Genomic DNA, 20,610 nt, shown 5'->3' on the forward strand with positions numbered 1-20,610 from the left:
AGTAGGGTTTTGACTGTGAATTGACAGGCATTTTCTTCAAAACAAAACAGTTAATCCGAAAAGATCTTGGCGATTCGTTCTCCCAAAGCCGCAGAATGCTTAAAGCCATGACCCGAGCAAGCCGAAACCAAAAGTAAATTTGAATCTCCTCCGGGATGCTCCAAAACAAACCGGGCATCCTCGGTTACCGTGTAAAAACAAACTTGTGACTTTAAAAATCTCGGGAGTAAGCCACGAACTTTGCTTTTCACTTTTTCTTCCCAGAATCGATCTTGTTCCTCAGGACTTACTTCCCGGTCCAATAAGTTTGGATGGGGTGTTTCAATAAAAGATTCTGATGCCATTTTTATTGTTTTTCCATCCAAAGACGGGAATCCGTAGATAAAATCCTCTGGATTTGGGCCAAAACCCCACATCCAAACGGGATGGCTGCTCCAATCTACTTCAGAAAAATCTGCCTCAATCCAATGCAAGACTTGTCGACAGATTTTGAATTTTTGGCGGTTAATAGGTGAATCCATAAAATCCAAAATCCAACCTCCGGCAGTGACTACTACCTGCCTTGCATTTATGACTTTGCCCTCCAAAACTAGCTCATAACCTGATGCATTTTTTTGGAGAGATTGCACTGGAGAATTCCTTAAAATTTCAGCCCCTTGATTTTGGGCCTGCTTCAGGTGAAGCTCAATGGCCAATTCGGGTTTTAAATATCCAGCTTCAGTTTCTAGATATCCCCGACTTTGAATTGGAAGCTCAAAAGCTGGAAATAATCGAGACAATTCCTCCGAACCAAGAAGCAAATGCCGGATTTTTTGAGATTGAGCAAATCGAACCGTACGATCAAAAAAACCTTCCGAACCGTGCTTGGACCAGGGTTGAATCCCTGAATCCAACAAAATTCCACTCGTGGGAAAGTACACCTGTTGTCCAGAAACTTTCTCCAGCTCCTTCCATAGCTCATGCGATCTCTTGGCAAGAGCTACATAATCTTCACCCTCACCCACTGCTAAGCGGGTGATTCGAGTTTCTCCATGACTGGAGCCAAAACTATGTGGGGGATCGAATCGATCGATGCCAATGACCTCCTTGCCAGATTTGGCAGCATAATGTAATGCTGCGCTACCGACAGCCCCTAGGCCGATTATTGCAAGCTCAAATTCCTGTGATTTCATAACATTGGGCAAAAAAATTAGCGGAAAATAAATCCGCTAATTCAATACTATCTCCTCGCATCAACTTTTGCCCATTTGGGCATCTATTAATTCTCGTTTCAGTTTGCGTTCACGCTCTAAGGCATTCTTTCGATGTTGTTCAAATTCACTTTGGATATCCTCTAAGTCTTTTTGTGCTTTTTTAATTTTCGATCCACTTCGAAAATATTGGGAGGAAAAGAAAACAAGGAAAGCAGCGAGAATAGCGACAATACTCCACATGATGGAAGAATAGAGCGTCTTTTCAATTGCAATTCCTAAAAACTCAAAGCTCTCTTTTGCTACAACGGCCTCCTCTTTTTCCTTTTGAGTTTGTGCCAAATTTCCAGATAAGAGAACCAAAGAATCAGATTGGCTAGCCTTTTCCGTTTTCAAGACCATGATTTGGTCTTTGTAAACCTTTAAAGAGTCTAGTATATGAGACTTCAAGGCCTGCAAATTTTCCTTTTTGACCACCTCATAGCCCTGAAAATCATTAGAGGTTCGATAGATGTACTCAAACTGACTCTCAATGGTACCTGAGTTTAAAGACCCGCCTGAGGAGGGGGAATTTTCTTGTGAAAACGAGAAATGTGCGATAAAAACAAGTAAACAAGTGAGTAGTTTGATCTTCATAGTTAAAATGATTTTTCAGCGAATAATCAATAAACATGCCCTTTTGGTCACCTCCCAAATTTTAAGAAATTTACCCATCGGTATATCTTTCAAGAAATAAGCCTCATTTCTGCCCATCAAAACGATTCAAAAAAGCAAACCCTGAAATTCAAATGGGAAAATCCTTCCTCAATTACGCTTTCATTTTTATGCTCTCAGTCGGATTTTATCAGCTTGGGTTTTCTCAAAATCAGCGAGAAATTACCTTGGAGAAGGCACAAAATTCCCTAGACCAAACTAACTGGCTAGAAGCCAAAGCAATACTTGATCCTTGGATCCAAAGCTATCCAAAAGATACAACCGCACTTTTTTTAAGAGGCCAAGCATCTCAAAAGCTGGATGAGTGGGAAGCCGCCCTGAGCGACTTGAACACATTGCTAACTATCAGTCCGAAAAATCGGGAGGGGCTATTTGAGCGGGGACGAATTCGATATCAATTGAACCAGTTTGAACCTGCAATGGATGATTTTTATGCTTATATCCAAGCACCAATTGGTGAAACAAACCGGGTGATGTACCAAATAAGCCCAAATGGAGGAGTTACTGGCGTAACTACTCTACAAAGCACCAATGAGGATCTTGGGTATTATCATCTTGGGCTGTGTGCCATTGCCTTGGAAGATTATGAGTTAGCCATCGATTATCTTTCAGCAGCATTGGAAATCCGAGATGATGATCCAGATTTTTACACCCAATTGGGAATTGCATTCGGAAGATTAGGCGAAAATATTCAGGCCATTCAGGCTTTTGAGGCTGCACTACTTTTAGACCCCAATCACCTGCGGGCCAAGGAGGGACTTGCCAATGTACAGACTGGAGGTGACCAAGTGCTTATAGCCCAATTGGAACAAACCATTGCCGATTCTGCTGCAAATTCCCAAACTTATAAGCAACGCGGGTTTTACAGAATGAGCCATCAAGAGAATGAATCAGCTATTTCTGACTTCGACCAAGCAATTGCCTTGGACTCAATGGACGTAGAAAATTATTACTATCGAGGGCTCATTTATTCCAGATTGAAAGAATGGGAAAAGTCAGAGGATGACTATAGCCGAGCGTTGGAATTGTCACCTCAAGATCCAGAAATTTATCTGGCAAGAGGTCAAACGAGATATCGGAATGCAAAACTTTCAGAGGCTTTTGCTGACTTCACCCAAGTTGTAAGCTTGGATCCCGAACATGCTTCAGGATATTACCACCAAGGAATCACACTTCAACGAATGGGAAAAATAAAAGAGGCCTGCCTTGTCCTACAAAGATCCATTGATCTGGGGATGGAAGCAGCCCAGACAGTTTTTGATAAAATTTGCTCCGGAAATTAAATCTCCGTGATCGGGTTTACTTTGGAGGCTATCCAAGCAGGTCGCCAAGAGGCAAAAAGGGTAATCGTAATCACAGAAACGGCAATCCAAACCAAGTCGAGATAATCGAGTCTGACCGGATACGCATCCACCACGGCTGAGGAAATCCCCAACGACACCAATCCAAACTGGTCTTGGGCCCAAACTAAGGCAAAGCCTAAAATCAAGCCAATTATTGCTCCTGAGAAGGCAATCATACCACCTTGTTTTAGGAAAATCATACGAACCATTTGATCTCTGGCTCCCATGGATTTCAAAATCGCAATGTCTTTCTTCTTCTCAATCGCCAACATACTTAGAGAAAAGAAAATATTGAACGAAGCAATTGCCAGTATGAATGTGAGCGTAAGAAAAACAAAGAATTTTTCCAGCTTAACGGTTCGAATCAAAGTCGCATGTTGCTCATCTGCATTTTTTACAGAAAACTGATCCCCTAGCACCTCTTTCAAAGACTCCTGAACAGAACCAATGGAAGCATTATCACTCACCTTGACTTCAAGCGCTGTTCTCCGATTTCCATAATTGAGCAAACCTTTAGCAAAATCCAGAGGGACAATCAGGTATTGATTATCAAACTGCTGCTCAACACTAAAAAACGCCCTTGGCTCAACCGAGGCTGATGCATAAAGTTGATTAGGATCTAGACTTGCCGCCGACCGAGGTGCTTTGGGGTAATACACCCTTACCACTGAATTGATTTCATCCAGATTAATCGAAAGAAGAAACCCTACGCCTCGGCCAATTATTGCCCCGGGTCGTTCGGCAGTTCCGAGCGTGGTGTCACCCCAAAAATAGCCTTTTGAGAATCTTCCCTGATCCAAAAAATTCTCCGAAACCCCTTTGATTCTTCCGACCATCTGATTGCCTCGGTAATCCAACAGGGCATTGTCTTCGATGACTTCCGTGACGATTTCCACTCCTTCTACAGATTGAATTTTTACTATCCAATCTGGACTTACCTCGAAGCTCTTACCCTGAACCGCCTCAATTTTCAATTCAGCATCAAAGCTGGCAAATAAGCTTCGGATTAAATCTTCCAACCCATTGAAAACAGACATAACAGCTACCAAAGCAGCCGTACTGACCGCCACCCCAATAATGGAAATGATGGATAAAACGGTGATGAAATTCCGCTTTTTCTTACTGCGAAAGTATCGACCAGCTATGAACGAGGTGATTTCCAAAGGGTAGACTGATTTTAATCCTCTTCCTCTTCGTCTTCCTCTGGAGCAGGCGGAATATTCAAACTGGAAATTACCTGATCCATGTGCTGCGCATAACTTGCTGAATCATCGGGGAAAAATGCAAGCTCAGGAATTACCCGTACGGTCTTTCCAATACGCTTCGCCAATGCATGACGGATTTCCTTTTTGTGCTCATCAATCAGTTCAAAGGTCTTTTTCGGGTCAGCAATTAAAAAACTCAAGTACGCCTTGGCAAACCCTAAATCTGGACTGACCATTACTCGGGTAATGGTCACTAGTGCTCTTCCGACAAGATGTTTGGCCTCTTTTTGAAAAATGTCGCCAAGTTCTTTCTGGATGAGTTTGGCATATTTTTGTTGTCTTTTACTTTCCATGTCAAGTATTTGTGAACAAATTTAGCGAAATACTTGGGCAAGCTTTAATTTCGGCCCAAATCATACCTTAATCTACTTACCTCCCTTGCTTAGTTTTTTCAAAGTCAACGATCCATTTCGGCTTTTGTTTGTGGCGCTATACCTACTCTTGATCGGAGTAGTAGGTTGGATCTTTTTCCCGGCTGGGCTAAGCAAACCCTTGCTTCAGTATTTGGTTTTGGGGGAGCGGCTTAATGAAGGAATGGTCTTGTACCGCGATATAATCGATGATATTGGGCCGCTATCAGCAGGTCTATTTAGTCTTTTGGATTGGATTTTTGGTAGAAATCCGATCGTGTATGAGATTCTCGGTCGTGTCTTAATCTTTCTTCAGGCATTTTATTGGAATGTCATGTTGATTCGATACCGCGTTTTTCAGGAAAACACTTACCTGCCGGCCTTAATTTTCACTGCCCTTTTCCAAATTTCATTTGACCTCAATTACCTATCCCCACAGCTATTGGGGGGTACGTTTTTAGTGTTTGCACTTGGTCAACTTTTTTCTCAAACGGTTTTACAAAAGGAAACAAGCGAATCCACCTTGCTAATAGGGCTTTATGGCGGCATCGCAGCTGGATTTCATTTGAATTATATCCTTTTTTTACCCTACCTACTACTTGCAGGTATCGCTATCAGCGGTTTTAACTTCCGGCAAGTCATCCTTTCTTTGGTCGGCTTCATTGCACCTATTTTATTGATTTTAGTCTTTTCCTTTTGGAATAATTCCCTCAGTGAAATATTCACCCTTTTTCCTTTCCTCTTTTCTTATTCAAAATATCCTTACGTTCCTTGGATTCAAATTCTAGCCTTTATAGGACTTCCTTTTTTGTTGGGCTTTCTGGGATATGTATTTAGTGCCTTTTTTGCAGGATCTACAATCAATCAGCAAAAGCAGCGACAACTGATTTTCATTTGGCTGATTTTTGGAAGCTTGGAGTTTTTCTTGGTAAAAAGACAAGCGCCTTTTCAACTGGAAATCCTTTTTCCCAGTTTGGTTTATCTAATCACCGCATTTTTCATCCATGGAGGAAACAACCTATTGGTTCGGTTCGCATTTCTTTTGATTGTTTTTGGACTTCCAGCCTATGGTTGGTGGTTTTGGGGATCAAATTCTTCCAACTCATACTTGATCCCAGAATCTATATCACATGCTGAAATTTCCGGAAGAAAGATTTTGGTCTGGGACGATCAGCCCGAACTGTATTTGAATAATAGCCTAGGGGGCCCATTCTTAAATCCTCAACTTTCGAGTCGATTATTAGCAAGTGAATTAAATCTCAGCGAAAAATCCACGATTTATCAAGCTTTTACACGACAAAAGCCTGAGTTTATTTTTGATAATTCAGGAACATTTAAAGCTTTTCTATCTGAATTTCCTGCCTTGCAAAAGTGGTACACAGAAAATGAAAAGGGAGTTTTTCAGCTCAAATAAGTCCAACTAGTAAATTTCATTTTGCCTTTTTTAACATCCCAAATTCCTCCTGACATCGGGTGATAATGGCTACCTTTAGCTCATGGCAAAATTTTCATTAAACTATTTGGCTGGTCTGGGTTTTGGATTAGCCGCGATGGGTTGTACCAGCACCAATTTGCTGACTACATCACCCTTGACTATAACTCCTGCTCAATCCCGAAATACTCCTCTGAGTGACCAAGAAGAAAAAAGATGGGGTCATTTGGATTTGGAAAAAGATACGGTTCCTGGCATGTCCATTGACCGTGCGTATAATGAGCTATTAAAACGAAAAAAGGCTAAACCGATCCTTGTTGCAGTAATTGATTCTGGAATTGATTTGGATCATGAAGACCTCAAAGAAGTCCTTTGGGTGAATCCTGGAGAAAAGCCAAATGATGGAATTGACAACGATGGAAACGGATATATTGATGATATTCATGGCTATAACTTCCTCGGAGAATCCTACCACGAGCAACTCGAATTTGTCCGAATCCTTCGTCTAAAAATCGGTGACGAATCCCTGCAAGCTGCAGCAAGAGCAGAATTGGAAGCGGAACTTCCGGAGGCTCAGGGAACACTTCCACAGCTTGAGCAGATACAAAAGATCATCACCATGGCTCATCAAAACATTCAAAAGGAGCTAGGAAAAGAATACTATTCGCTTGAAGATTTAGAAAAATACAAGCCTAAATCCCCGCAAGAAGAGCAAATCGTGGGACTTTTATCCCAAGTTTTTGGAATGGGCCAATCAGTTCCTGAAGCTTTAGCGGATCTTCAGGAAGGAATTACTTACTACAAAGGACGTGTGGAGTATAATTTAAACGTGGATTTTGATGGAAGAAAGCCAGTGGGCGACAATCCTTATGATATTTCAGACGCTACCTACGGCAATGGAAATCCAGATATCAGAGATTCTGAAGAAAGTCATGGGACCCACGTTGCGGGAATTATCGCAGCAGTAAGAGGAAATAAAAAAGGAGTGGATGGAGTTGCCCAAGCAGTCAAAATTATGGCAATTCGTACAGTTCCTGATGGAGACGAATATGATAAAGATGTGGCTTTGGCGATTCGCTACGCAGTGGATAATGGTGCAAAAGTGATCAATGCAAGCTTTGGAAAGAAGTTTTCACCAAATGCCGAATGGGTGTATGATGCCTTAAAATATGCTGAAGAAAAAGATGTGCTTTTTGTGCATGCTGCTGGAAATGATGGATTGGATTTAGATGACCTATCAAATACCAATTATCCAAATGATCATCAACTCCAAAAAGGAAAAGAAATCGTTTCAAACTACCTAGCTGTTGGCGCCTTGACCTCGAGCTTTGGGCCAACGATGGTCGCGAGCTTTTCAAATTATGGAAAAGAGAATGTTGATATTTTCGCTCCGGGAGATGGAATCTATTCCACGATGCCCAACAATTCGTATGAGTTTCAAGGAGGCACTTCCATGGCTGCACCAGCCGTATCAGGAATTGCTGCCATGATTAGAGCTTATTTTCCGCAGCTTTCTGCAGCTCAGGTAAAGCAAGTGATTATGGAGTCAGGGCTTCCCATTTCGATTCCAGTTCAGGTGGGAGAATCAGAAGTGCCATTTTCAGCGATCTCGAAGACAGGAAAAATTGCAAACCTATACAATGCGCTAATTCTTGCCAGTAAAATGGCAACGTCTTTGTAATGTTTTAATTAAAAGATATCATGAAAATTTTAAGACACACTCTTTTAGGACTCGGCTTATTATTCGCCGTTTCATCTTGCGAAATCGAAACCTCCTCCTCTAAAAATAAAATTTCCATCGAACTGACTGGTGACGACGAATTTATCATCAATGGTGAAAAGTATTCGGGGAAAAAGCTGGAACGCGAACTGAAGCGATTAGTGAAAGAATTGGAAAAAGAAGGTGTCTCCAAGGATGAAATTGAGATTTCGATCAAAGAAGGAAAGGAAAATCTGAAAGTAGAAATCGATAATCTAAAGGAGGAAATCAAAAAAATTGATCTTCCCAAAATCAAAATAAGTGTCGAATAGTCAAAAAAAATCCCGCTCGAAAGCGGGATTTTTAAGTTATTGACATGCGATTTTATTCACTCGGTTAGTATGACGCCCTCCTTCGAATGGCGTGCTGAGGAAAATCTCCGCTAATTTTTCAGCTAATTCAAAGCTAATAAACCTGGCAGGAAGTGCGATGACATTGGCATCATTATGCTGACGTGCTAATGCAGCCAAATCTTCATTCCAACACAAGGCCGCTCTAACACCTTGATGCTTATTGGCAGTAATAGCCACTCCATTACCACTTCCACAGATCACGATCCCAAGCTCAAACTCCCCTTGTTCAATGGCTGAAGAAAGTGGGTGTACAAAATCAGGATAGTCGACCGAATCCGTAGAATAAGGTCCAAAGTCCTTCACCTCATAGCCCAAAGATTCCAATTTCTGAATCAATTTGGCCTTGTACTCGTATCCGGCGTGATCGCCTCCTATGGCTACTTTCATTTTCATAGCAGATTGGTTAGGATTAATGCCCTTCTTCTTGCGCTTTGAGTGCTCGCTTCTTTTCCAGTCTTTTTGCGATCATGATACCCACTTCATATAACACCAAAATCGGCATAGCGATCAACAATTGGCTGATCACATCAGGAGGGGTTATAATCGCTGAAACCACCAAGATTACCACTATCGAATGACGTCTATATGCCTTCAACATTTTTGAGGTCACCAGTCCCGACATGGATAAGAAATAAACCACAACCGGTAACTGGAACATGATGGCCGACGCTAACACCAACATGGTAAGCGTGGTCACATAAGAAGTGATATCAAACTCGTTCGTAATGGTTGGGTCGAGTTGATAATTGGAAAGGAAGTTGATTGACAAGGGAGAGAGCACATAATATCCGAAGGCCGCACCTGCCAAAAACAAGAAGCTTACAAAGAAAACGGCCCCACGCGCTGCATTCTTCTCCTTATCATAAAGTCCTGGACTAATAAATCTCCAAACTTCCCAAAATACATAAGGGAAAGAAATGATAAAGCCCACCACAATACTCGAGGTCATGTGCATGGAAAACTGCCCAGTCATTTGCCTACTTTGGATTGTAAAGGGAAGCTCATCAATACACAGCGCTGATATCCCCAAATAATTTCCTAAGTCACAAAGCAATCGATAAGTGAGAAAATCTGGTTTTGAAGGTCCCAGAATGATCACACCAAACACAATGCTCTTGGCAAGAAATGCGATTACGGTAAATATCATTACGGCTGCTACAGATCGCAGCAAATGCCAGCGAAGGGCTTCCAGATGGTCCAAAAAGGACATTCCTTCCTCTTCCTCTTGATATTGATCTAAGGCCACGTGGTGGTAATCTAATGATTAGTACAATGGAAACTGAATCATCCAAGAATTGACCTCTTCCTTGATTTCAGCAAGGGCGGTATCGTTGGAATGATTTTGTAAAGATCGATCTATCAAATCGACAATTTTTCTCATATCATCCTCTTTCAAGCCACGTGTAGTAACAGCCGCTGTTCCTACACGCATACCTGAGGTCACAAAAGGAGATTTGGTGTCAAAAGGCACCATGTTTTTATTGATCGTAATATCCACTTTGCCTAACGTTTCTTCGGCAAGCTTTCCTGTAAGGTCTTTGTTTCTCAGGTCAATTAGCATCAAGTGATTGTCAGTTCCTCCGGAGATGATTTGATATCCACGAGATACGAACTCTTCTGCCATCACGGATGCATTCTTTTTCACTTGAAGCACATATTCCATGTATTCGTCAGAAAGCGCCTCTTCAAAAGCCACAGCTTTGGCTGCAATGATATGCTCCAATGGACCACCTTGTGTTCCTGGAAATACTCCCATATCTAACAAAGAAGACATTTTTCGGATTTCTCCTTTTGGAGTAGTAAGGCCCCAAGGATTATCAAAATCCTCACGCATCATAATCAATCCTCCTCGAGGACCTCTTAGCGTTTTGTGAGTAGTAGTAGTTACAATATGGCAATGCTCCAATGGATCATTAAGTAAGCCTCTTGCAATCAAGCCAGATGGATGGGAAATATCTGCAAGAAGGATCGCTCCTACCTCATCTGCAATCGCTCTCAATCGCTCGTAATCCCAATCTCTAGAATAGGCAGAAGCCCCGCAAATGATCATCTTAGGTTGAACAGCCAAAGCTTTTTCTTCCACCTTATCATAATCGATCATTCCCGTTTCTTCTTCTACCCCGTAAAAATGAGGTTGATAAAGTTTACCAGAGAAATTGACCGGGGAACCATGCGTCAAGTGACCTCCATGAGCCAAGTCAAAACCCAAAATAGCATCTCCAGGCTTGAGGCAGGCCAACATTACTGCGGCATTTGCTTGAGCTCCAGAGTGAGGCTGAACGTTTGCCCAGGTCGCACCGAAAAGTTGTTTTGCTCGATCAATAGCCAATTGCTCGATATGGTCGACTACTTCGCATCCTCCATAATATCTTTTTCCAGGGAGTCCTTCTGCATATTTATTGGTCAGCACACTACCAGCAGCCTCCATGACTTGCTTGGAGGTGAAATTTTCGGAAGCAATTAACTCAATGCCTCTTTTCTGTCTGTCTTCTTCTTTGGCAATAAGATCGAAAACGAGCGAATCTCTTTTCATAATCGGTGGTTTGAAAGCAACGGTAAATAGGAACGTCTATTTCAGACGGATTTTTAAAGGAGCTCAAAAATAGCCCGAAAGTCCCTATAATCCAATGTGAATATCTAATAGAATATCGGATTGGGTAAAGTCCAATATTTCAGGGGATACTTGGGTGGTATTGAGAATAACCAAGTCATTGTTTGTAAATTTGGGGATGGCCGATTTCAAGTTCAGACCTGATTCTTATTTTTCTGAGGAGCATAATTCTGTCCTGCTTGTTAAACTTCATTTTCCAGAGAGTACCTGGGGAGAGCAGATTAGCATTTATGCCCACTTTCAGGAAGGGAAAATAACTTTTGAAGCCGTTGATTTTTATGGGAATGACTACCTGCTGTACCCAAGTTTCAGTTGGGAGCCTCTGACTTTAGAAGACGTCATTTATTTAATTGAAGGGATGCAACTCAATCAGGATGAAATTGACGGGGCTATGCCCTTAGTCCTGGATGGTATTCCCGAGGTGGAAAGTGATTTTTACCCTCAACTTCAAGGGTATTTTAGCGAGAAGCGGAAAAATTTTGGCTTAGATTAATTCTTGGATAGCTGAATTCTTTCCGGAAAAATCACTGGTCTTGAGGAGCCATTCATAGATTTCATATTCTAAACAATCTTTTAATTCTATTCCCTGAAATCTGATTTTCTTTAACGCATTGATTGGCAAAAAAGACCCAATGGCTAGAATCTGGACTTGGGAAAGTTGTACCCAGCGCTTGCCATCAATAAAAATTGGTATAAGTTTAGTCATCTGCTTGAATAAGTTTCCAAAAGTAGACTGATAATCAAAGTAGTACAAGATTTTAAAATTAAGTTTCTGTTAAAGTCACCCACACGATCATGACTGGAGCCGTTGTTGCGATTGCATGCTTATTTCTCGGGATTCTCCTTCGGAGTTTACCAAAATTCCCTGAGGAACTCGCAGCCAAATGGGTTCAGGAATATTTGATTCGAATTGTTTTGCCGGCCTTGGCGCTCTTGTATATTCCGGCTATTAAGCCCAGCTGGGATTTACTAATCCCCATTTCTGTAGCCTGGTTTACTTTTTTACTTTCGTGGGCGGTTTTTGGCTTTTTGGGAAAATGGTTGAATTGGGGGAAAAATGTAACCGGTTGCCTAATAATTGTGGCTGGCCTTGCTAATACCTCATTTTTGGGTTTTCCTGTAATCGAAGGACTTTATGGAAAGGAAGGCCTTCCCATAGCATTGTTGATAGATCAAGGGGGGTCGTTTCTTTTGGTCTCCTCCTTGTCCATTTTGGTGGGATCTCTGTATGGCAATCATAGTGAAAGTTTAACCCAGGTTCCTTTAAAAATCATCAAGTTCCCTCCCTTTGGATTTCTAATTGGAGCATTGCTGATGAGTCTGATGGACATTCCAACTCCAGAATGGCTCATTCCCTTCTTAACATTGATCGGAAAGACTATGCCTCCGATGGCGCTATTGGTGATAGGCCTGAGGTTTTCCGCCGACATGAAACTGATTTCGTCTCGATTCTTTTGGTATGGTTTAACTTACCGACTGATTTTTGCCCCGGCGATGGTTTGGTTGATTTACAGGGAATTTTTAGACCCCAAAAGCCTTGAATTCAAAGTTTCGGTTCTAGAAAGCGGAATGGCGCCGATGATCACAGGTTCCATTATTGCTATCCAATTTGGACTTCAACCCAAACTTGCCACTTTATTATCAGGATTAGGAATGCCTATTTCGGGGATTTCACTGGCAATCTTCTACCTATTGCTAGGTTGAATTAACCCCAAAACTCCCTCAAAACATCTGAAAATTCTTGGTGGATTTTCCCATTACTGGCTACGATTTTTCGGCCAAAAATAAAATCTGTTCCGCCTTGAAAATCCGTTACTTTTCCTCCAGCTTCTTGAACAATAATTGTTCCTGCAGCCACATCATAAGAATTGAGATTATATTCAAAAAATCCTTCCGTACGACCTGCAGCCACATAACATAAGTCAACTGCCGCAGACCCCATTCTCCTCAATCCATGAGTTTTTTGCATCAAAGACTTCATGGAATTCAAGTACCGATCGATTAATTCAAAATTATAATAGGGAAAACCTGTAGAAATTAAAGATGCAGAAAGATTGAGGGCTTCACTAACATGGATTCGAGTGTCATTGCAATAAGCGCCACCACCTTTGACCGCGTAAAAACATTCATGACGATTAATTTCATAGACTACACCCAAAATAACATTATCATCCTCCATCAGTCCAATACTAACCGCAAAAACAGGAATTCCATGAATAAAATTGGTAGTTCCGTCCAATGGGTCTATCACCCAATGGTACTTTTCGCCTTTTGCCTCACTAGTTCCCTCCTCGGTAATAAAACCCGCTTCTGGAAGAATCTTGCTTAATTTTTCAACAATCAACCGCTCTGCCTCTTTGTCTACATAGGATACCAAATCATTAAATCCTTTGTGTTCTATATGAGAAACATCAAAATGAACGCGCTCCTTCCGAATAAAGGCTCCTACTTCTTTGGCTACTTCTTGGGTTTGTTCGAGGATGAGTTTTAGTTGAGATTGCGTCAGCATAGGTTTTAAGAACAAATTTCAATGGAAATATAGAGGAATTCTTCTAAACTGAAGATACTTTCGTCCTATGCCTAAAAATTTTTGTGAAATTTTAGGATTTATTCCAAGAGGCGCGCTTCTTTTCCATTTTCTCCTCCCTCGACTCCTTTTGTTCGGGCTTTCCTGCCACCACTAGGACAATCTCCCCCTTAAGTGGATTTTCCTGGTAATAGACCTGAAGTTGTGCCAAAGTACCTCGCACATTTTCCTCGTGTAGCTTGGTCAGCTCCCGAGACACTGAGGCTTGTCTATCCGGACCAAAAACTTCTGCCAATTGCTCAAGCGTCTTTAATAGACGATGTGGAGATTCATAAAAAATCATGGTCCGGGATTCTTCAGTCAAGGAATCCAATCTGGTTTTTCTTCCTTTTTTGTGTGGTAAAAACCCTTCAAAAACAAATCGATCATTGGGTAGCCCACTATTCACCAAAGCAGGGACAAAGGCAGTGGGACCAGGAAGACATTGAACCTCCATTTCCGCTGACAAAACCTCACGAACAAGCAAGAAGCCAGGATCCGAAATAGCCGGTGTCCCTGCATCACTCACAAGAGCAAAGACTTCCCCCTTTTTCATCCGCTCAATTAATTTTTCAACTGCTTTATGCTCATTGAAAATATGATAGCTCTGGAGAGGTTTAGAAATTTCGAGATGTTTCAATAAGATCCCTGAAGTTCGGGTGTCCTCCGCCAAAATCACATCTACACTTTTGAGCACATCCAATGCTCTAAGCGTAATATCCTTCAGATTCCCGATTGGGGTTGGAACTAAATACAAATTGATTTTTGATTCACTCATGGGATTAATTGGTCGATAGACTGAGCCAATTTCCGATCCTTTTCAGTAACGATATTACCAGCATCATGGGTGGTCAATTCAATGGTCACTTGGTTGTAGACATTAGACCAGTTTGGATGGTGATTTTGGGCCTCTGCCAAAAAAGCCACTCGAGTCATAAAGGCAAACGCTTCCTGAAAGTCCTTAAATACAAAGGTTCTTCTTAATCGATTATTTTCTTCTGTCCACATAGCAAATTATAACGCAATTACCCCTTCAATTTCAGCCGCCTTTTCATAGATCTCAATAACATGATCGGCACTTTTTACCATCATTTGAATAGTGGTACTGATATACTTTCCTCCACTGCTAGGCTTGAGGGTCATTTCATGAGCTGGAAATAAAACTCCAACTTCATGCTCACGCCCACTTGGAACAATAAACTTAAACATATAAAGCATGGGAAACTGACCTACAGCTTCCAATTTTTCTTTAAATGAGGCTTTATCAAATTTCTTTTGCATGATCAAACTTACCCCTTTTCTAGGAATTTCTTTTTCACAAAAAAACCCATGCCTTTCGACATGGGTTCATTTTGAATGGGGTTTATCAGAAATATTTATATCTATAATCTTTCACTCCAGCTAGGTCTTGCAAAGCCATCATGATTTGATAAGTCATTCGTTGTGCATTACTCTGTGTCAATTGAGATTGGTAAGCCGTGTAATCTGCGATCTCAGTAGCTGGCGTCAAATTGTTCAATTTAGCTACTAAAATCCCGATATCTTCTTGAACAGGCTTGGTAACTTGACCCGATCCAGTCAACCCAAATACAGCGCCAACCAATTTTGGAGCAAAGCCTACACCTGGAATTACAGAAGAGCTAAGTCGAAGGTCTGGAACCTCATTGATAGAAGACTCAGGGAATAAAGCTTTCATTTCATCCAAAGTAGCCTTGCCGGCCAATTTCGCTTGAATCATTTCAGCTTTCTTTTCATTCATTGCAAGTTGACGCACTTGGTCTTTTACATCTTCAAGATTTGCTTCTCCTTCTTCTTTTCTACTTACCAAGGACGCGACGATGTAAGCATTATCCAATTCGTAAACGGAAGAAACTTCTCCTACAGAAGCCTCACCAAACGCCCAAATGATTACTTCACGAGCATTGGTCAGGTTATTTAGGTTTCTAGAAGTAGCATCTACATTGTTTGCCTGAATAATTCTATAATTCTTATCCGTAGCGTTTTCTGTGAATTCATTTCTATTGCCACTTTCTGCGGCGAAACTGTCGGCATTTCTGAATGCCTCATTTCTAGTTGCATCTGAAGCAACTAATTCAAGCTCTAAAACAGCCAATTTGGTGTAAGTTGACTTAGGCAGCTCCGTGACTTTGATAATATGATATCCATATTCAGTTTCCACAAGTGAAGGAAGCAATCCAGTAGATCTTGCTGCAAAAGCTGCATTAGCAAATGGCTCAACAAAGTCTTCCTTAGCAAACCAGCCTAAGTCACCTCCATTTTGAGCTGTGCCATCCTGACCATATTGACTTGCGCTAAGTTCAAAATTGTCATTTGCCTTGATGTCTGCTAATACTCGCTCTGCCTCAGCTTTTACATTTGCTTTTCCTGCATCGTCCATTCCTTCAGTGCTAAACAAAATATGTGAAGCTCTCATACGTGAAATTCCGTCATATTGCTGAGAAACCTTGTATGTCACATAAGAGGAGTTTGCCGTAATGAAAGGACCATAAGTCTGACCCACTTGAGGATCTGAAACGTTGGTGGTAAAGCTTGCTGGCAAAACATCCCCTGGACGGTAAGTCACATAAGGGAATTGCACTTCTGAATTTCTACTTACAAATACAGAATCATCCTCGGCAGTTTTTAACCCTTCGGTCAATTCAGTGATTGAAGAAATTACATCCGTAGAATCTTGTCCACTTGGAAGGATGCTGAAGGATACGTATTCAAGGTTAGCAGAATTTCCAACTTTAAATTTTTCCTTGTGCTTGTTGAAATATGCAGACAAATCGCTGTCTAATAGTTGAACTTCAGAATCTGCAATCGCAGACGCATAAGGAATGTAAAGCACGGAAGCATCAGCAATAGAATTTGCCGCTTTATATTCCAATTTTCCTTCAGCACTAGTTGCATACTCAGAGGTAGCCAAAAGATTGTCATACTTCACTCTCAATCTTGCTTGAGCAAATAGTTGCTCCTGCTGAGCCCACGCAGCCTGTTGAGCTGGATCAGCTGTCTCTAAGGACTGTAGGAAAGAAATAAGCTGGGTTTTATCAAATTGGCCAGTTTGAGGATTTACCAACTGGGCTCTCAATTCAGGAACAATATTTTTACCCTGTACCATATCCACCAACTCCGCACTGGATACAGTCATTCCCAATTTGTCATATTCTTCGTCGAATACCTTCTCGACAATCATGGCCTGCCATGCTTGCTCTCGAACTGATACCATTTCTGGTTCGGATGGTACTCGGCCTGTACGCTGCTGAAAGGAGAGTTTAAACTCTTCCACTTTGGCAGAATATTCTTCCAGAGTAATTTCCTCACCGGCAATCTCACCGACGATATTTTTATTGGAATTGAGAAGAGATGAGCTTGGGCTCAACAAATCCCCACCCAAAAGGAACAAAATCAACCCGCCGGCAATTACGCCGATCGCGAGACCGGTTCGCTGTCTAATTTGCTTAATTAACGCCATTCTTGTTTCTACGCTTTTTTAGAAGTGTCGCAAAATAATAGGATAGGGGGCGAATTTCAAAATTTCCCCGAGAACAAAGTCAAGCCTTAAAGATATCTGATTCGTTGATTTTCAGTCGAACAGTATCAATTCGCTGGGCTTGCTTCGCAATGATTGTGAAGGTATATCGACCCAATGCCACTGTATCCCCTTTGTTTGGAATATTTTCTGTAAGGGATAATATCAAACCAGAAAGGGTCTCAAAGTCGCCATAAGGCAGATTCCAGTTGTATTTATCGTTGAGATAATCGATTTCATGACGCGAGCTGAGCAGATATTCTGAATCTGAAATCTTTTGCTCGATCAAATCGTCACTGTCATATTCATCGTCGATTTCTCCGAAAATTTCTTCAATAATATCTTCCATGGAAACAATTCCACTGGTCCCGCCAAACTCATCCACCACCAATGCGAGACTTTTTCGCTCTTGGATAAATTGAATTAGGAGCTCATTGGCCAAAGCAGACTCTGGCACGATGATGATCGGAGTGAGGATATCCTCTATCTTTTTGGGCTTTTTAAACATTTCTAACTGGTGACAATACCCGATCACTTCATCAATTGTCTCCCGGTACACAATCACCTTGGAATGTCCACTGCTCTCAAAAACCTCACGTAACTCTTCGATTGTATCATCCACCTCCACTGCTACGATGTCTGTTCGGGGAATCATGCACTCTCGGAGTCTGACGGTTTTAAATTCAACTGCATTATCAAAAATCTTGGTATCAATCTCGACTTTTCCAGAGTGATCTGATTGTTGAAAATGTTCCTTGATAAAAGCATTAAGATCTGTAACCGTAAAAACGGGCTTTTCTTCATTGTATTCCTGCCGAAGTACTTTCGTAATAAAGAATTTGGACATGGACACAATCAACCAAACCAAAGGATACATCAGAAAATAAATTCCCCAAAATGGCAGAGCAAAGAGGCTTAGCTTGGCATTTGGGTTTACCATGAAAAAACTCTTGGGAAGAAACTCCCCAGTAATCAATACCAAAATTGTAGAAAGAATAGTCTGAACGACCAATACAATTCCCTCATTTACGAACCCATCTGGCAGCAAATTTCGGATAGGCATATCCAAAAGGAAGGCCATGTAAATGCCATAGAGAACCAACATGATCGTATTTCCAATCAATGTCGTCCCTATAAATTGCCCTGGATTCTGAACAAACCGACTTAAAATTTTGCCATTGAGTTGGCCTTGTTTGTTTTGAAGTTCGATTTGAAGCTTGTTGGCGGAGATATAGGCGATTTCCATTCCCGAAAAAAAAGCCGAGAACAGCAATGTCAAACCGACATATAAGAGGTACGTGTAATCCATGTCTTAATTTTTCCGCTTCGTTTTTTTGATAGGCTCCTGTTTTTTGGTCTGCTCTGATCGTTTTGTTTTTCTCAACTGAAACCAAAATAGCAGTGCTACCGCCATCATAAAAATAGTATAAGACCCGGTGATTCCTACCGTGAGGGCTTGATGGATCCCTATAATGATAAAGGCCAAAGCCAATGACAAGATCAAAACATCTCCTAGTTTCATATTCCTTCTCCGGGTAATAAGGTGCGACTGTCTCTCACTTTCTTTAGAGAATAGTTTGAAAAGCTATCATCTGCTTCCATTCCTGTACCATTAAATAAAGTCTGGCGCTCTTGAATGGTCACAAACTTATCGGTGTAGATTTTTTTTTCTGCTTGATTCCAAAAAATTTCCTCTGTCTGAAGTTTTTGATCCTTGATTAAATTATGAATCTGAACATTTCCCTCTCCGCGATAAAGATTTTGATCTTTTAAAAAATAGCCACGATCTGCCCGCATGGTTGTTTCCAATTGGCCCGTAGGAGTATAAAATTCGATCTGAATACCTTCGGGGAAGTCTACATTTCCATTTGCAAATTCCAACTGTCGTGCTGCTTGAAGAACCGAACGCAAGATTGCTGAGTCACTCTGCACCAAGTTTACTTCAAAAGCTTCATTTATAGGTCCCGTGTAAGGTTCAATTGCTTTTGGATCTACACTTGGGCGGCAGGCCAAAAGCAATGCAAACAGAAATGGAAGAAAAGAAAATGGAGAGGTAAGTTTCATAACCAGACTCAAAGGTAAGGCATATCCTTAATCAAACGAAAAAAGGCAGTCTTTCGACTGCCTTTTACCTATTTCGAATTTACGATTAGTCTCTGGTCGCCAAAGTTACGGTTTCTCCTACCCAGCATCCAGTGCTGATAGATGAACCAGCCTGCAAACCTTCAGTAAAGAGTTCTTCTTTGGAAGGGAAACGAGATCTTGCGCTACCCATGCCTTTAGAATCCCCGGCCCGCTGATATGCTGCATAAGCTGCAATGAATACAGAGTAGTCTTTTGCACGGCTCTCTCCACCTTTACAATCGTTGAATGCAGACATATACAAATCACCGATCAATGAATAAGCAGAAGCTGTCAATTCAGAGTCTAGACTAGCAGCCTCACGAGCAGCGGTACGAGCTTGCGCTTTTCTACCTGCTTGTGTGTGAACCTTAGCCAATTCCATCATGATTTCGCCTTTTTGCTTGTCATTTTCTGCCAAAGTCAATGCCTTTTCCAAAACAGGCTGTGCCTTATCAAAGTCTCCAGCAGACATGTATCGCATAGCTCTTACTTGAGAAGTAGCAAAGGTCGGCTTATTAGAGTCGATCAATTCCAATGCAGCCAAGAAAGAATTGGAACCGAAACACTTGTACTGAACAGAATATTTGAAAATCTGATTTGCAATAGTTTCGTTAGTTGGATCTGCTGCAAGTTTAGGACCCATGGTGTTTTCGATGAAATCACAATCGATCAATTCCATAGCTACCAAAAGGGTCTCCAAGGTAGATTTTTGAGTACTTACATCTTTACCTTCAGAAGCAGCTTTGTCCAATAGGCCATTTGATTTTTCATACAAAGACAGGATTTGCTCACCTGTGTAAGCCTTATTGTAAGCGTAGTTTCTGTAAATCAAGTCGAAGTAAGCAGCAACCAACTGATAATTGATGTTGCCATTCAATTCAATTGCTTTTTCAAAATCAGCTACAACTCCAGGAATTTTATCCTTGTTTGACTTGAAAAACTGATATCCGAAGTAAGCCTTATTCTCGATCCACTTTGGAGCATTGTCATAGATTTCACCTCTTTTTTCATAGATGGCCATGACACTATCTTGGTAAACTAGCTTCTGAGCAGAATCAGCAGTTTTATCAGCAGCTCCTTTGTAAACGTTTACACCATTGATGTAGATTGATTCATTTAAATCAGGAACATTCACCAACAACCAGTTGAGTGGCTTGGTCGCTTCCACAAACTGTTCAGACTTCATATAGTCCACATAAGCCGCATTGTATTCTCTGGCTTTAGCTTCTTTTTCGGGTTCAGTTGGCCAGTTCCAATCCTGAGCCTGAGCGAAACCTGCCAAAAGCACGGCTCCGAGGGCAAGAAGGGTTGATTTGATTTTCATTGTCGTTTAGGTTTTGTTCGGTTTTATGACTCGTACTCTATCAG

General features: G+C 41.4%; 23 protein-coding genes. 6 read left to right on the top strand and 17 right to left on the bottom strand.

The features are described 5' to 3' along the window. Positions 1 to 50 precede the first annotated feature (50 nt). Both solA and AO498_RS02145 read right to left on the bottom strand, forming a co-directional pair. A complete protein-coding gene (solA, locus tag AO498_RS02140; RefSeq protein ID WP_067543134.1) occupies positions 51 to 1,172 on the bottom strand; it encodes an N-methyl-L-tryptophan oxidase in 1,122 nt (373 codons plus the stop codon). Between the two features lie 60 nt (positions 1,173 to 1,232). Next, entirely contained in the window at positions 1,233 to 1,826 is a 594-nt protein-coding gene (locus tag AO498_RS02145; RefSeq protein WP_067543137.1) for a hypothetical protein, read from the bottom strand. A gap of 152 nt (positions 1,827 to 1,978) precedes the next feature. Between AO498_RS02145 and AO498_RS02150 the strand changes: the two genes are divergently transcribed. Beyond that, positions 1,979 to 3,187 carry a tetratricopeptide repeat protein gene (locus tag AO498_RS02150; protein ID WP_067543140.1) on the top strand — a complete coding sequence of 403 codons (1,209 nt, stop codon included), beginning with the start codon at positions 1,979 to 1,981 and terminating at the stop codon, positions 3,185 to 3,187. Here the strand turns inward: AO498_RS02150 and AO498_RS02155 are convergent. Together AO498_RS02155 and rbfA are read right to left on the bottom strand one after the other, a co-directional pair. Next, positions 3,184 to 4,410, bottom strand: coding sequence for an FtsX-like permease family protein (locus tag AO498_RS02155; protein ID WP_067543143.1), 1,227 nt, complete (start codon positions 4,408 to 4,410; stop codon positions 3,184 to 3,186). The genes AO498_RS02150 and AO498_RS02155 overlap by 4 nt on opposite strands. A 14-nt stretch (positions 4,411 to 4,424) precedes the next feature. Further along, the gene (gene rbfA, locus AO498_RS02160) at positions 4,425 to 4,805 is read right to left on the bottom strand and encodes a 30S ribosome-binding factor RbfA (protein ID WP_067543146.1); all 381 of its coding nucleotides are present in this window, start codon (positions 4,803 to 4,805) and stop codon (positions 4,425 to 4,427) included. 85 nt (positions 4,806 to 4,890) lie between these two features. On the opposite strand from rbfA, the gene AO498_RS02165 reads away from it, so the two are divergent. The 3 genes from AO498_RS02165 (at position 4,891) to AO498_RS02175 (ending at position 8,325) form a co-directional block, all read left to right on the top strand. Then, the gene (locus tag AO498_RS02165) at positions 4,891 to 6,276 is read left to right on the top strand and encodes a hypothetical protein (protein ID WP_067543150.1); all 1,386 of its coding nucleotides are present in this window, start codon (positions 4,891 to 4,893) and stop codon (positions 6,274 to 6,276) included. 82 nt (positions 6,277 to 6,358) lie between these two features. After that, positions 6,359 to 7,975, top strand: coding sequence for a S8 family peptidase (locus AO498_RS02170; protein ID WP_067543153.1), 1,617 nt, complete (start codon positions 6,359 to 6,361; stop codon positions 7,973 to 7,975). A 20-nt stretch (positions 7,976 to 7,995) separates the two neighbouring features. After that, entirely contained in the window at positions 7,996 to 8,325 is a 330-nt protein-coding gene (locus tag AO498_RS02175) for a hypothetical protein (RefSeq protein ID WP_067543156.1), read from the top strand. A 36-nt stretch (positions 8,326 to 8,361) separates the two neighbouring features. On the opposite strand, the gene rpiB is transcribed toward AO498_RS02175, so the two are convergent. From rpiB to AO498_RS02190, 3 genes are read right to left on the bottom strand one after another with little or no spacing between them, the layout of a single operon-like run. After that, positions 8,362 to 8,799, bottom strand: coding sequence for a ribose 5-phosphate isomerase B (gene rpiB / locus AO498_RS02180; RefSeq protein WP_067543158.1), 438 nt, complete (start codon positions 8,797 to 8,799; stop codon positions 8,362 to 8,364). A 16-nt stretch (positions 8,800 to 8,815) separates the two neighbouring features. After that, on the bottom strand, positions 8,816 to 9,652 hold the full coding sequence (gene tatC / locus AO498_RS02185; protein ID WP_067543161.1) for a twin-arginine translocase subunit TatC: 837 nt from the start codon (positions 9,650 to 9,652) through the stop codon (positions 8,816 to 8,818). An 18-nt stretch (positions 9,653 to 9,670) separates the two neighbouring features. Further along, positions 9,671 to 10,939: a serine hydroxymethyltransferase gene (locus AO498_RS02190; protein ID WP_067543163.1), complete on the bottom strand. Its 1,269-nt coding sequence runs from the start codon at positions 10,937 to 10,939 to the stop codon at positions 9,671 to 9,673. A gap of 196 nt (positions 10,940 to 11,135) precedes the next feature. Between AO498_RS02190 and AO498_RS02195 the strand changes: the two genes are divergently transcribed. Further along, on the top strand, positions 11,136 to 11,510 hold the full coding sequence (locus AO498_RS02195) for a UDP-glucuronosyltransferase (protein ID WP_067543166.1): 375 nt from the start codon (positions 11,136 to 11,138) through the stop codon (positions 11,508 to 11,510). Here the strand turns inward: AO498_RS02195 and AO498_RS02200 are convergent. Further along, positions 11,502 to 11,723, bottom strand: coding sequence for a hypothetical protein (locus AO498_RS02200; protein ID WP_102135902.1), 222 nt, complete (start codon positions 11,721 to 11,723; stop codon positions 11,502 to 11,504). The two genes, AO498_RS02195 and AO498_RS02200, sit on opposite strands and share 9 nt — an antisense overlap. An 89-nt stretch (positions 11,724 to 11,812) precedes the next feature. On the opposite strand from AO498_RS02200, the gene AO498_RS02205 reads away from it, so the two are divergent. Further along, a complete protein-coding gene (locus tag AO498_RS02205) occupies positions 11,813 to 12,721 on the top strand; it encodes an AEC family transporter (RefSeq protein WP_067543172.1) in 909 nt (302 codons plus the stop codon). A 1-nt stretch (position 12,722) separates the two neighbouring features. Here AO498_RS02205 and AO498_RS02210 read toward each other — a convergent pair whose 3' ends face one another. From AO498_RS02210 to AO498_RS02250, 9 genes are all read right to left on the bottom strand, one after another. Then, positions 12,723 to 13,526 (bottom strand): inositol monophosphatase family protein, encoded by an 804-nt coding sequence (locus tag AO498_RS02210; RefSeq protein ID WP_067543175.1) that lies wholly within the window; start codon positions 13,524 to 13,526, stop codon positions 12,723 to 12,725. Positions 13,527 to 13,617: 91 nt separating this feature from the next. After that, positions 13,618 to 14,361 (bottom strand): 16S rRNA (cytidine(1402)-2'-O)-methyltransferase, encoded by a 744-nt coding sequence (rsmI, locus tag AO498_RS02215; protein WP_067543178.1) that lies wholly within the window; start codon positions 14,359 to 14,361, stop codon positions 13,618 to 13,620. After that, positions 14,358 to 14,591, bottom strand: a complete 234-nt coding sequence (locus AO498_RS02220) for a 4a-hydroxytetrahydrobiopterin dehydratase (protein WP_067543181.1) — start codon at positions 14,589 to 14,591, stop codon at positions 14,358 to 14,360. Before AO498_RS02220 ends, rsmI begins: the two co-directional genes overlap by 4 nt. Before the next feature lie 6 nt (positions 14,592 to 14,597). Beyond that, positions 14,598 to 14,864 carry a DUF493 domain-containing protein gene (locus AO498_RS02225; RefSeq protein WP_067543184.1) on the bottom strand — a complete coding sequence of 89 codons (267 nt, stop codon included), beginning with the start codon at positions 14,862 to 14,864 and terminating at the stop codon, positions 14,598 to 14,600. A gap of 85 nt (positions 14,865 to 14,949) precedes the next feature. Beyond that, positions 14,950 to 17,061, bottom strand: a complete 2,112-nt coding sequence (locus AO498_RS02230; RefSeq protein WP_067543187.1) for a SurA N-terminal domain-containing protein — start codon at positions 17,059 to 17,061, stop codon at positions 14,950 to 14,952. 79 nt (positions 17,062 to 17,140) lie between these two features. Continuing rightward, positions 17,141 to 18,427 (bottom strand): hemolysin family protein, encoded by a 1,287-nt coding sequence (locus AO498_RS02235; RefSeq protein WP_067543190.1) that lies wholly within the window; start codon positions 18,425 to 18,427, stop codon positions 17,141 to 17,143. A 3-nt stretch (positions 18,428 to 18,430) separates the two neighbouring features. Continuing rightward, positions 18,431 to 18,640: a hypothetical protein gene (locus AO498_RS02240; protein ID WP_067543194.1), complete on the bottom strand. Its 210-nt coding sequence runs from the start codon at positions 18,638 to 18,640 to the stop codon at positions 18,431 to 18,433. Next, positions 18,637 to 19,182 carry an LPS export ABC transporter periplasmic protein LptC gene (lptC, locus tag AO498_RS02245; protein WP_067543197.1) on the bottom strand — a complete coding sequence of 182 codons (546 nt, stop codon included), beginning with the start codon at positions 19,180 to 19,182 and terminating at the stop codon, positions 18,637 to 18,639. Before lptC ends, AO498_RS02240 begins: the two co-directional genes overlap by 4 nt. 85 nt (positions 19,183 to 19,267) lie before the next feature. Continuing rightward, positions 19,268 to 20,566, bottom strand: coding sequence for a tetratricopeptide repeat protein (locus tag AO498_RS02250; RefSeq protein ID WP_067543200.1), 1,299 nt, complete (start codon positions 20,564 to 20,566; stop codon positions 19,268 to 19,270). Positions 20,567 to 20,610: the final 44 nt, after the last annotated feature.

Origin of the sequence: Algoriphagus sanaruensis (assembly GCF_001593605.1) — a bacterium.
Lineage (GTDB): Bacteria > Bacteroidota > Bacteroidia > Cytophagales > Cyclobacteriaceae > Algoriphagus > Algoriphagus sanaruensis.